8 protein-coding genes, 3 tRNA genes and 3 pseudogenes are annotated in these 12,194 nt (G+C 48.1%); 9 read left to right on the top strand and 5 right to left on the bottom strand.

Going from position 1 to position 12,194, the window contains the following annotated elements; genetic code table 11:
• Positions 1-6: 6 nt before the first annotated feature.
• Positions 7-929 (bottom strand): annotated as a pseudogene (locus L1889_RS03915) (DMT family transporter).
• A gap of 273 nt (positions 930-1,202) precedes the next feature.
• Between L1889_RS03915 and L1889_RS03910 the strand changes: the two are divergent.
• Positions 1,203-1,278, top strand: a tRNA-Asn gene (locus tag L1889_RS03910).
• A 410-nt stretch (positions 1,279-1,688) separates the two neighbouring features.
• Here L1889_RS03910 and L1889_RS03905 read toward each other — a convergent pair.
• The gene (locus tag L1889_RS03905; RefSeq protein ID WP_238663973.1) at positions 1,689-3,290 is read right to left on the bottom strand and encodes a methyl-accepting chemotaxis protein; all 1,602 of its coding nucleotides are present in this window, start codon (positions 3,288-3,290) and stop codon (positions 1,689-1,691) included.
• A gap of 370 nt (positions 3,291-3,660) precedes the next feature.
• Between L1889_RS03905 and L1889_RS03900 the strand changes: the two genes are divergently transcribed.
• The 3 genes from L1889_RS03900 (at position 3,661) to L1889_RS03890 (ending at position 6,119) form a co-directional block, all read left to right on the top strand.
• A tRNA-Asn gene (locus L1889_RS03900) sits at positions 3,661-3,736 on the top strand.
• Between the two features lie 390 nt (positions 3,737-4,126).
• A complete protein-coding gene (locus L1889_RS03895) occupies positions 4,127-4,810 on the top strand; it encodes a tellurite resistance TerB family protein (protein ID WP_238663972.1) in 684 nt (227 codons plus the stop codon).
• 223 nt (positions 4,811-5,033) lie between these two features.
• Positions 5,034-6,119: an AI-2E family transporter gene (locus L1889_RS03890; RefSeq protein ID WP_238663971.1), complete on the top strand. Its 1,086-nt coding sequence runs from the start codon at positions 5,034-5,036 to the stop codon at positions 6,117-6,119.
• A gap of 241 nt (positions 6,120-6,360) precedes the next feature.
• Here L1889_RS03890 and L1889_RS18695 read toward each other — a convergent pair.
• A pseudogene (locus tag L1889_RS18695) lies at positions 6,361-6,597 on the bottom strand (MAPEG family protein); the annotation flags it as partial.
• 332 nt (positions 6,598-6,929) lie between these two features.
• On the opposite strand from L1889_RS18695, the gene L1889_RS03880 reads away from it, so the two are divergent.
• From L1889_RS03880 to L1889_RS03860, 5 genes are all read left to right on the top strand, one after another.
• A tRNA-Thr gene (locus L1889_RS03880) sits at positions 6,930-7,005 on the top strand.
• 180 nt (positions 7,006-7,185) lie between these two features.
• A complete protein-coding gene (locus L1889_RS03875; RefSeq protein ID WP_238663970.1) occupies positions 7,186-7,857 on the top strand; it encodes a tyrosine-type recombinase/integrase in 672 nt (223 codons plus the stop codon).
• Positions 7,842-8,444 (top strand): tyrosine-type recombinase/integrase, encoded by a 603-nt coding sequence (locus tag L1889_RS03870; RefSeq protein ID WP_238663969.1) that lies wholly within the window; start codon positions 7,842-7,844, stop codon positions 8,442-8,444. The genes L1889_RS03875 and L1889_RS03870 overlap by 16 nt, the downstream gene beginning before the upstream one ends.
• A gap of 410 nt (positions 8,445-8,854) precedes the next feature.
• Entirely contained in the window at positions 8,855-9,463 is a 609-nt protein-coding gene (locus L1889_RS03865; protein WP_238663968.1) for a hypothetical protein, read from the top strand.
• A 197-nt stretch (positions 9,464-9,660) separates the two neighbouring features.
• Entirely contained in the window at positions 9,661-10,161 is a 501-nt protein-coding gene (locus L1889_RS03860) for a hypothetical protein (RefSeq protein WP_238663967.1), read from the top strand.
• 862 nt (positions 10,162-11,023) lie between these two features.
• Here the strand turns inward: L1889_RS03860 and L1889_RS03855 are convergent.
• Entirely contained in the window at positions 11,024-11,563 is a 540-nt protein-coding gene (locus tag L1889_RS03855) for a hypothetical protein (protein ID WP_238663966.1), read from the bottom strand.
• A 437-nt stretch (positions 11,564-12,000) separates the two neighbouring features.
• Positions 12,001-12,194: pseudogene (locus L1889_RS03850) on the bottom strand (hypothetical protein); the annotation flags it as partial.

Below are 12,194 nucleotides of genomic sequence, written 5' to 3'. Positions count from 1 at the left end.
GCTAGTTTATCGGCGACTTAACACCATTGCTCCGGTCAGCACCAAAATCGTGCCCGCTATTTGCAGCGGTGTAATGGGCTCGCCCAAAAACCAGTTGGCCAGAAACAAGATGGAAACAGGCCCTAGCAGCCCCAGTTGCGAAGTCATTGGAGCACCAATGCGTTCTACTGACCACATGATCATAAATGTGGGCGCGACGGTGTTGAACACCGCATGGATCAGCGACAGGCCGTAAACGGCTGCGGGCTGCTGCAGACCGTGCCATCCGTTTACATAGAAAAAATGTATCAAGGTATAGATTGCCGATGTACACATGGCATAGGCCACTAGTCGCGTAGCACCAATGCGTTTTAACAATTCGCCTGAGCCGATAAGGTAAAAAGCATAGGACAAGGCAGAACCCAGTACACACGCTGCACCCAGCAAGACATTCTGCCCGCTGAGTGATAAATCTTGCACAAAAACCAGACTTACGCCCAGATAGGCCAAGGCAAGTGCCAGCCACTGCTTGGGCAAGATGCGTTTTTTTAGAAAGAGAGCTGAAAACAGCAGGACAAAGGTTGGCGACAAGAACAGGATCAGACGCTCTAAGCCTGCCGTGATGTATTGCAGCCCGATAAAATCCAGCAAACTGGCCAGGTAGTAGCCAATAAAGCCCAAGAACACCATTTGCAGACGCTGCTTTCCGTCTAGCTTGGGCAGTTCACCCCTGGAGGCTTTGCGTGCCTGCCAAATAGCAACAGCCAAAAAAAGGGCAAGGACAGTAGCATTCTGAAGCCGATTACTGTCAGCGCATCCGGCCCATAGGCATAGGTTAGCTTGGCCACAATGGCTTTCGCGGAGAACATTACCGAGCCCAGGCCCGCTAATACAAAACCAATCCAAAATTCTCTGCGCGCGTTTGCGCTAGCATCGCCGGAGCTAGTCATGAATAAAGAAATACCTAGTGCGTATATGAGCTGTTTTTGACAGTATGAAAATGTTCGAACCCCAGCATTTTACATCCAGATGTCTAAACAGTAAGTGCTTCGGTAATTATCGGCCACTCGTTAAGAACATCATCAGTTTTATAGATAAGAAGCCCATAAAACTCCATCCGGAACCGGTGAATTAGCAGTTAACACAGACTTGGTTTTAGCCTTTATTGCTACTTAGGCTTGCAAACTGCTTATTAACCATGCTATAGTATTTTTCTTTGCAATTCCCCGATAGCTCAGTCGGTAGAGCGACGGACTGTTAATCCGCAGGTCCCAGGTTCGAGCCCTGGTCGGGGAGCCAAAATTATCAAGCTGCACTTAAGGTCTTTGATTCATTAAAGCCTTAAAAAAACAAAACAGCAAAAGCTCAATAAGCAAGCCCATTTACCGGGCCTGGAATTCGCTTCTAGGCAATAAGTGGCAAATTCAAAATCTATTCAACACCCTATTCATTTAGTCTTTAATCAGACTAGATGAAAGACTCGTGGCTGCCGTTTGGTGTAACAACGCGCTTTTAAGGGCCAGCCGTCACCTCAATGAAGGCCGGCGGTTAGGTGTGCACCGCGTGCTGACGAAGGGGAAGGTGGGGGCTTTCGCCGGACGCTGTTTGAGCGTTAGCGAGTTCGTCCGCCCCCGCCTGTACGAAGCAGACGCGGAAAAAGCACACCGTGCCGGCCTTCATTGAGGTGACGGCTGGCTTGGAGAGCTTAACTACTGCCGTATCGCTATTGCGTGCTGATCTTCCATGCCTAGCTGAAAGACCCTGACCACTTCGACCAGGTGTTGCGCCTGATCACTTAAGCTTTCTGCTGCGGTGGCTGATTGCTCGACCAGGGCGGCGTTTTGCTGCGTGACATCGCTTAGCTGTACGACGGCATCGTTGATTTGAGAGAGGCCTGTGGTTTGTTCCGTGGTGGCTGCGCTAATGTCACTGATCAGGTCTGTTACATGCTTAACCTGAGTCACGATGCCTTGCATGGATTCGCCGGCTTCGTACACCATTTTTGTGCCAGCTTCGACCTTATTGACGCTATCGTCTATCAGGCTTTTAATGTCGTGTGCAGCCGAGGCGCTGCGCTGCGCCAGGCTTCGTACTTCGCTGGCTACCACGGCGAAGCCACGGCCTTGTTCGCCGGCGCGGGCGGCCTCTACTGCGGCATTGAGCGCCAAAATATTGGTCTGGAAGGCTATGCCATCGATGACCCCTATGATTTCCACGATTTTCTTGGATGAGGTATTGACCTCTTCCATGGTCGTGACTACGTTATCGACCACCACACCACCTTCAACAGCAGCTGCACTGGCTCCGCTAGACAACTGAGCTGCCTGACGCGCGACTTCAGCATTGCTTTTTACAGTACTGGAGAGTTCTTCCATGGCTGCTGCCGTTTCGGTGATATTGGCCGCTTGCTCTTCTGTACGTTGGGACAAATCGGCATTGCCGATGGCAATCTGATTGGATCCGGTAGCAATGCTGTCGCTGCTGGAGCGTACGGCCGCGACCACCTTGCGCAAGGAGGCTTGCATCTGGCTCATGGCTGCAACCACACTGCCCTTTGGTGCTCGGGCGGCATCTATCGCTGTATTCAGGTTGCCTTCGGCGATGGAGTAGGCAATGTTTGCAACTTCCAGCGGTTCGCCGCCAAGCTGACGGGTAAGTACTCGCGTGATCAGCATACCTATCAAGATTGCAAGTACCGCTCCCAAGGCTGATAAGCCTATCATCAATATTACGACCTTGTTATGCATGTCTTGCGCATGTATATCCAGCGCTTGCGCGTCGTCAAGTTTGCGCTCTATCAGGATGTTGATGAGTTGGCCCACAGCATCGGCGATGGGACGTACTTCCTGAGACATGAATCGATGTGAGCGTGCGTCGGGGTCACCGATGGCTTCGGTTGCGACCAGGTCAACGACCGTGTGAAGGGTTCTCTCATAGGTAGTTAAGGTGTTTCTGGCCTCTTGAAGCAGAACTCGACCCTCTTCTGAGCTAAATGAAGGATCAAGCTGAGCTATTTCCTTTTCTGCGCCTGCCAGAAAACGTTTGGTGGCGTCCAAATGACGCTGACGTTCTTCTGTGGTTTGAACCAGCATGGCGTTGCGTATGGCTCGTTCTGCCGACAACAATTGTATGCTGGTGTTTGAAGCCAGGCGTAAGCCTATGATGTCCCGGTTGTACATGGTTGCCAGCAGGCCGTTAAGCTCTGTGGCCGAACGCATTCCGATCAGACCTATGATCGCAGCGATGATGGCTACGATTAAAAAACTGCCTATTAATTTAGTGCCTACTTTTAAGGTGTTAAGCCAGTGCATTGACATCTCCTGCGCAGTGATGGGCAACGTGGTTAAGAAGCTGCTGATTGATGGACATCAATCGATGAGCCCTACTACGTAAGTGCGCTTAATAACGGCAGGATGGGGTAAAGCTTTAGATTTAACAGGGTTATTTGTTCTTAAGGGTGGAGGACGAACTTGCTCGCGCTCAGACTGATACCGATGGAGGCTTTCAGATGGCGTTGCATTAGGGGTTCTTAACACACCACCACCGTGGTTGTGTGGCTGGACGCTCGACAAAGGTATGTCAAAAAAGTCTTAACATCGCTAAAACGGCTTTATTGATGAAATAACTCATAAGTAGATACACAAAAAAAATTACCTATGTTATATTCTTTTGCTTAGCAATTCCCCGATAGCTCAGTCGGTAGAGCGACGGACTGTTAATCCGCAGGTCCCAGGTTCGAGCCCTGGTCGGGGAGCCAGAATTTAGCATTTGAATTAAGCGCGTAAGTCTTTGACTTAGGCGCTTTTTTATGCCTATAACATTCAGGCCAAGAATATCCCCCATCGCGGGATACGCAACTGCGCACCATGCGATGCAAGCTAAACATGTAGCTGACGACAGTCCGGTCCAGATTATGCTTAATAATGGTGGCGAGAGTATCCGAAAGCCAAGCCGATCAAATTCTTAGCATTAAAATCATGCACGTGCTTTAATCCATTCGATACTTCTGCCCTGCTTCAACGATAGGATGAAATTCTGCTGCAATCTTGCGCAACTAATCGTGTGGCCAGACGTCTTACATTTGGACACGGGCTATCCCGTTACATCGTTTATAAAGCAAAAAGCTCCACAATTTATGAGGCTAGTGATGTCCATACAAAATTTACTGCAAAAACTTTTAGCCTCTGGCGAACAAAGCGTTAAAGGTCTGGGTTCCGACCTTAAATCCAAAAACCTGGGTGGCTTTAGCGGCGGTGCCTTGGCCGGCGGTGCCCTCGGTCTGCTGCTTGGCAACAAGAAATTCCGTAAGATGGGTGGCTCCGTGGCTGGCTACGGTGGGGCCGCTGCATTGGGCGCCATTGCACTCAAGGCTTATCAGGGATGGGAGAACAACAAAACACAAGCCCCCAGCCCCGCGACCGTGCCAACGCAAACGCCGGCCCCAACACAAAGTCTTGCCCTGAATGTGCTGACCCCTACTGTTATAGAAGATCACAGCACCGCAATCCTTGCAGCAATCATCGCCGCCGCTAAAGCAGATGGCCATATTTCTGCTGACGAGCAACAGCATATTAACGAAGCAATCAAAGAGCTCGCTTCTGATCCCACAGCCCAAGCTTGGTTCCAGGCTGAACTTAATAAAGCGGTCGATCCACAAAGAATTGCCCAACTTGCGAATACTCCCGAGCAAGCTGCCGAGATTTACCTAGCGAGCGCTTTGGTTATTGATGAGCAAAACTTCATGGAACGCAGCTATCTTGACGAGCTTGGTAAACAATTGAAACTGGAACCCGAGCTGCGCACCCACCTGGAAGCGCAGCTTAAGCAGTAAGACACAGCTTGTGAGCTGGTAACGGTTTTTATCGGACAACCCGCTCACAGCACAGCCAGACAATTGCTCATTAATGCGAATTCGATAGTCTTTTAAAACCCTGAAACCAGGGGCTGCCTTAGCGCGCGTCAGTCTGTAGCGCTGAGTCTCATAATGTTGTCAAAAATCCGCAGATAAATGCGTACAATTTCAGCTATCTATTTCACTTAATACTGGATGTGGAATGACTACCGAAAACTCCTTGTTTTTTCGCAGCTTCTTACTATTGCTTGCCATCGTCACCTTGGCATTTTTATGGTTGTTGGCACCTTTTTACGGAGCTATTTTCTGGGGAGTGATCCTGGCCATTATCTTTGCTCCACTGCAGCGTAAGCTGCTAACAAAGACCAAAGGCAAGAAAACACTATCCGCTCTAATCAGCCTGTTGATTATTGTCTTGATTGTGATTATTCCATTGATACTCATCACCGGGGCCCTGGCACAAGAGGTTGCCACCTTGTATAAGCTGATGGAACGAGGGGATCTCAATCTGGGTTACTATCTGGAACAAGTTCTGAACGTATTGCCACAAAGCGTACAAAGTGGCGTGGACACTCTTCTAGGTGGCGACTTAGCCCAATTACGTGACCGCTTTTCTGACTTCGCTTTAAGTTCCGGCCAATTTCTGACTAAGCAAGCCGTCAGCATTGGTTCTAACACATTCCAGTTCCTGGTCAGTCTGGCAATAATGCTGTATCTATTATTCTTCTTATTGCGCGACGGCACTCAGCTTGCTCGTCATTGCAGGCAACTGGTGCCATTAAGCGACGATCAAAAATCGCATTTGATGCGCAAATTCACAACCGTAGTACGCGCTACTGTGAAGGGCAATATTGCAGTTGCTGCCACTCAGGGCGCCTTGGGCGGGATTATATTTTTTATACTGGGAATTCAAGGGGCTCTGTTCTGGGGTGTATTGATGGCAATTCTTTCGCTGCTGCCCGCCGTAGGCGCAGCGTTGATCTGGGCACCTGTTGCCATCTACTTCTTTGCCACAGGTTCGATCGTGCAAGGCGTGATACTGGCCGCTTTCGGAGTTTTCGTCATTGGTTTAATCGACAATATCCTGCGTCCAATACTGGTCGGCAAGGACACCAAGATTCCAGACTATATAATTTTAATTTCCACTTTAGGCGGAATTTCAATTTTTGGTCTAAATGGTTTTGTCATAGGGCCTTTAATTGCTGCCATCTTCATGGCAAGCTGGGATCTTTTCCCTTCTGCCATTAAACGTCAAAATGACATCATCGAATATGAAGATGAACATTGAAATAAAAAATCAAGGTATCCAAGCTTTAAGGTATTGGAGGTTCAACTTCAAAAAACCGTATAAAAATATTAGGTGATAAACAGAATCCGTACTATGTGACTAAATTATCAGCTCTAATTGAAAAGGCCAGGCAAAATTACCTGGCCTTTTCTTTTTCTGAACCGAATAACATGCTCCTTGCAGCGCGAGCCTGGCAAAACACCTACATACTCATAACGCTACAATTACGAATCACCCCAGTCTAGATAAATAGAATCCAGATATTAACGATCAAAGCCAGACCCCACACTATGCTACGAGGAGTAGCCATATTTTTTACATATAAGCCAATGTAAAACAACCTAAGAGCTAGCCAGATGAAGCCTAGAGAAACCAGAAACTGCACATCAGCCTGGGAAAAGAAAGCAAATAAAAAAGCCGCATAAAAAAACGGTAGCGCCTCGAAACTATTAGCCTGCGCAGCATTCGCCCGAGCTCTCCAGCCCTCTTGATCAGAGAGCCAGCTACGAGGAGTATGATTTTGAAAACCTCTCCCCCAGCCTTCGCGCTAACTGTTGCCACTAAGGGTAAAAAAGCAGCCAATAGCAAAATAAGCTTTACAGTCATATGCACTCCTAATTGAAACAGCCAGGGGTCAAAAAAATCTTATACAAATTTACAAGGACGCTGGGATTTATTATAATTTTTATTTGCATAGCGCGTCGTCAAATACAAAAAAACGTTACATCACCTCTTTTGCATCTACAGCAATCCCGTTACGTTACTTATATTAGCTCCCTAATAATACTAATACCTTAGCGTGATTTCTGTGCCGGCATAGCTCAGTTGGTAGAGCAGTTCATTCGTAATGAAAAGGTCGGGGGTTCGACTCCTCTTGCCGGCACCAATACTTGTAGAAGGTTGGATCAACAACCTAACTAAAGCCCTGATTTCATTAAGAAATTGGGGCTTTTTATCGTTTATAGCCCCCAACAATCAAAGCTTCCACAAGTTGTTATAGGGGTACGCTTCGGGGTATGCTTCGGTCGTTGGGGGTACGGTACCTCCACCCCTAATAAGGCACCACATGGCAAAACAAATCATTCCACTGAGCGACGCTAAATGCAGAGCAGCAAAATATAGTAGTGCTGGCGGTAATAAACTCTTTGACGGCGGCGGCATGTATTTGCACCTTACCCCTGCCGGCACTAAGAAGTGGCGCATGAAGTTTCGTGGGATCTCCGGTAAAGAGAACCTGCTGACCTTTGGGGACTACCCAGGCGTCAGTTTATCAGACGCTCGAACCAAGCGAGATGAAGTTCGAGCCCAGCTTAACGCGGGGATAGACCCAGCCCTCCAACGAGACGCCGATCGACGCAAGGCTCGGTACGCCGCGGTCAATACATTTGAATCTATAGCCGAAGAATGGCTAACGACTCGTTTTAGCAGCTGGAGCGCCAAGCATGCCCAGCGGATCACAAGCATACTCCGTAAAGACGCCTATCCGATGATTGGCCGTCTGCCAATGGACGACCTGACCAGTACCGCCGTTCTCGAGGTGTTACGCAAGATTGAACAGCGCGGAGCACATGAAATAGCATTTAAGGCCGTCGAGTGTATCGGCCAAGCCTGTAGGTACGCAGCGGGAACAGGACGTGCTCGTAGTGACGTAACTCAGGGACTGCGAGCATTTCTCAAGCCTCGCCCCCAGTCAAGCGTCACCCGCGAGTCACTGAGGAAGAATTGCCTGAGCTGCTGACTCGCATTGATGGCTATTCAGGCTTAGAGCAAACTAAGGTGGCCACTAAACTCATGATGTTAACTTTCTTGCGCACAAACGAGCTCCGCTGGGCAGAGTGGACAGAGTTTGATTTCGATGCAAAAGAGTGGCGCGTCCCAGCCGAACGGATGAAGGGTGACTTAGTAAAGAAAGCCACTGACGAGGATCACATCGTACCGCTGGCATCACAGACCATAGCGATTCTGCAAGATCTCAAGCAGATTAACGGAAAGCAGCGCTTCTTATTCCCAGGTGTACGCAACCCCAGAACTCAAGCCATGAGCGCAGCGACAATTAATAAGGCGTTAAAGGTTCTTGGGTTCGAGGGCAAACAGACCGGACACGGCTTCCGTAGCCTGGCTAGCACGATACTTAATGAGCGAAGCGATTTTCACCCTGATGCTATCGAGCGGCAGCTTGCGCATATTGAAGGAAACAAGGTGCGCGGCGCCTACAATCACGCTAAGCATATGGAAGAGCGCCACCGGTTGATGCAATGGTGGGCTGACTATCTTGATGGTGCTGCTGGTAAACAAAAAATCAGTAAGGTGGTAAACATACGCTGATAGCTGCCACGTGCTATAGCCCGCCATCGTGCGGGTCTTTTTGCTTCGAGAGCAGATGATATCGACCCACCCCTCTGTCAAGCCTCAGGTTACTAATGCGTGGCATTCCTAAGTGCTGAGTTTAGCTTAAAGCCGGAGAGGCCTACAAAACGCACTCTAAGTATACGCATATACTTAAATCCACTCTTAATGTTTCAGCTAGTAACTTCTATGTTATAAAAGTGAAATAGATCGCTATAGAGCAATCGCAAATGAAAACCAATCCGCTCAGACTAACGGACTTGCATCAGCCCTATTGTTCGTAGCAATTAGATGGAACAATCCTCTTGCATTTGGAACGCAGCCTGCAAAAAAGCTCACTAAGAGTAATTAACTCAAGCTCTCGGCGGGAGCACTAACAGGAACAAATCATGAAACTTGAGCAGGTCTTTGGAGTGAGCCGAGAAGCTGTCGAAAGTTATGTCGAACGTGAGTCAGTTGATATAGCTCTTTCTGCTGCATTAAAAGAAACCCGACAGATCATCATATATGGATCATCAAAACAGGGGAAGACTTCTTTGCTACGGCGACACGTGGCAGAGGAGAAGCGGATCACAGTCCACTGCGGGCCAGCAACTACTGCAGAGGACATTTATCGCTCGCTTCTGAGACAGCGTGACATTGAAATCAAAACCGAGACGGTAGTTGGTAATGACCGCGAAGTTAGTGCCGGACTTTCTGCTAGATTTACCGCGATAATCCCACTATTCGGAAAAGGTGAGAGCGAAGCAAAGGGAGAGGCAAGGACTGGTGTTTCAATAAGCGAAACGCGGCAGGCAATAGAGTTCAACTTAGCTAACGCTCAAGATGTAGGGGAGCTGCTTTTCAAGGTTCAGGGAAAAGAAGTCATCTACGTACTAGAAAATTTTCATTATCTTTCGGATGATGTTCAGCGTCAGTTGGCGTTTGACTTGAGAACTTTCGAGGAAATGGGGCTTCGGTTTGTCATCTTGGGGTTTGGCGCGAACGAAACCGACTAGTTCAATACAACGGTGATCTCCAAGATCGTATTGCGGAAATTCCGGTCGAGCCATGGGAAGCCTCCGACTTCCAAAGAATTATCGATAAAGGCGTCCCCCTTCTCAACATTAGTTTTTCTAAAGAAGTGACGGCTCTTATATTCGAAGAGGCTCACGGAAGCGTCGCTGTTGTGCAAGAGCTACTGAGGCAAACTTGCGTGCAGTACAAAATAACCCAAACCTCTAGCAACCACATCGAAGTCGCGAATCTAGAGTTTGTACGCCAAGCAATAGCAGACAAAGTTGCGGAATACGCCGCAAGACATATTCGCAGCTTGGAATCAATTGCTGCTGGCTCACGTGCTCGCCGGGCGACCGAGGGGATCTCAGCACTTTTTCTGCCGTATCACCTTGTGCGTGTTATGGTGCATCGTAACTACCAAGAACTCAAGGACGGGATCGAGCGGAAGACTCTCCAAACCCTTATTCAGCAAGAGCACAAAACCCCTGATAACGTTAGAACTTCGGACGTAACCGGTATGCTGAGCCGGCTGGGTGCGCTACAAGCTGCCGCAAAGATTATTCCGCCTTTATTCGACTTCGATCCGGGAACGCGCCGCCTAAAAGTGGTGGACTCAACGCTTTACTTTTTTATTGATAATTGCGATCCGAACGAAGTCATGGCAGAGATTCCCCACCCAGACCCAGATCTCAACTAGAAAGAATCACAATTGATTTTTGAGCCTCTTTCGCTATCAATACAAGACCTAACAAGTGTGAACAAACCGTCTTGATTCAAAATCCATTTTTTTCGCAAAAACCACCGTTAATAGTATTGATATTGCACTAAGCCTGAGTTGAGCTAAAAGCTCGCTCTAGCTAGTCGCTCATCTACGCCCACAAGCCTCGCCAAACTTTCTATTATGATCTCTCACCTGTCGATTTATCTCAACAGGCGTCTGATCTACCTGCTCGTCCGACTCATAATAAATAGGCCGAGCGATATCACAATAACTACCGCCGCTTACTACCGCGCACCCAGTCACGCTTAAGCTCATCAGCAAAAGCGCCATCGTGGCGACTCTTTGGAAAGCTCAAGCGTTAGCAACTCGAAGGAACAGCCCTCCATCCATCAACCCAACGAGCACTGGGAGGCGACTGAATCCCTATAACCTGGCACTACCAATTTATGCCAAACACTAATACAAAAAAGGCGCCCTTTCTAAAAAGGGCGCCTTTAGCGCTAGAACAAAACTAACTGCCCTGGATAAGAGCGGCAGTGCTGTCTGACGCTCTCCAATCTACCTAGGCGAAAGCGCGTATATGCTCTGACGTATACACCAAGTGGGTACATGCAAGTCATATTGCACCTCCTTTAAAGGAAGTCGCCACCACTTGTAAATTAGCTAGACAAAAGCATGTTATTTGTTTACGATCTAAAGGTTTGGCATCTTGATCCAACGTAACATACACATGTTGCAGCGGGTGGAGAACTGCTAAGAATTGGTGCTCTAATACCAACTCTCTAGCTAGGGGTCGCTAACATTATGCTGGCCGGCATATTGTTAAGCGGCCCTTTATTTATTCATCTACGACCTCATCGGCCCCATCCTCTAAGTCTTTAGTATCAAAATACCCATCAGGAATAGGCGTAGTAGAATAAACCCCTTTCCTTTCTGAGGTTGTGTATATCATGCCTTTATTCTGCATGCGATACAGCCTTGCTACCAACCTAGTTCTCTTTTCGATTTCCCCTGTTTCCTTGTAAATGGAAATTAACAGCTTATTTATAGACGCTATCCCGCCTAAGTTATTTATAAGATCAATTAAAAGATATTCTTTACGGTCTGAGTCAGTAATACCTAGCTCCTTCACCAGTTCATCGGGAAGTCCTGCTAGATCATCAGGGGATAGGTGGAACTGAGCCTCTTTGTTGGGCGATGGAATTGACTGAATTGCATCTGTAACAGCGGACCACATTTCTTGTAGCTTTTCTGCACGATCCGCGTATCCATCCGCTCTAATCCGATCATTTTTTTCAGCGTAATAAACAGCTGTTCGCTCTTGATGGGCGATCTGATCCTTGACAAAAAGGTCATATTTTTCTATGATTGATAGCAAGTTCGCCTCCCTATGGATGTGAGCTTTTAATGTTGAAAGGGTTGGTCTTAACCAATTAAATTTCCCTCTATTGCTTTAAAAAGAGCCCAGTAGCCGTCCAAAGTTGCTGGGCTTTTTTACGTTAAGACCTATTGTAATGGCACAAAACAAAAAGCACAAGTAACTAATGAGCAAGCAAGAGACAAAGGGACGACTAAACAAGTTATAGAAACTTTAAAAGCAGCGCCAAAAGAATGAGCCGAGCAAGATCATTCCGTTTTTTCGTCACAAACAAACACAGCGGTAGATCAACTAATCGCTAACGCCGAGAAGCTGACTATCCACATAACCGCTTTACCCTCATATTGTTTTCCAACACCTGACGCTTAACCTGAGCCGGTGTTGCGGTCAGCTCTGACTGATCAGCAAACCATATCGACTTAGCGTGTACGCAGTACTCAATCCCGACCTTTGGGCTTGCGCACCCACTCGTCCAGGCGACTATCGAGATCAGAGTCAGCCACCGCAGCCACTTCGTTTTCAACATCGCGTTGCTCCTTTTGTGCGCGGTGCGCCTGCCTATTAGTTTTCGCGGCATCCTCCGTTCGCGCTGCCGCTTTGCCCGACTGCCGGACATAAAAAAGGCCGGCGA

The sequence above is a fragment of the Paenalcaligenes niemegkensis genome (assembly GCF_022230885.1).
GTDB classification, from domain to species: Bacteria; Pseudomonadota; Gammaproteobacteria; order Burkholderiales; family Burkholderiaceae_B; genus Paenalcaligenes; species Paenalcaligenes niemegkensis.
Note: the sequence above shows the minus strand (reverse complement) of the source record. Positions and strands in the feature narration are given on the sequence as shown.

What these genes read in the sequence shown, in the direction of transcription:
- L1889_RS03895 (WP_238663972.1), top strand. Translation starts at nt 4,127, where the DNA reads ATGTCCATACAAAATTTACTGCAAAAACTTTTAGCCTCTGGCGAACAA.
- L1889_RS03905 (WP_238663973.1), bottom strand. Translation starts at nt 3,290, where the DNA reads ATGCACTGGCTTAACACCTTAAAAGTAGGCACTAAATTAATAGGCAGT.
- L1889_RS03865 (WP_238663968.1), top strand. Translation starts at nt 8,855, where the DNA reads ATGAAACTTGAGCAGGTCTTTGGAGTGAGCCGAGAAGCTGTCGAAAGT.
- L1889_RS03890 (WP_238663971.1), top strand. Translation starts at nt 5,034, where the DNA reads ATGACTACCGAAAACTCCTTGTTTTTTCGCAGCTTCTTACTATTGCTT.
- L1889_RS03875 (WP_238663970.1), top strand. Translation starts at nt 7,186, where the DNA reads ATGGCAAAACAAATCATTCCACTGAGCGACGCTAAATGCAGAGCAGCA.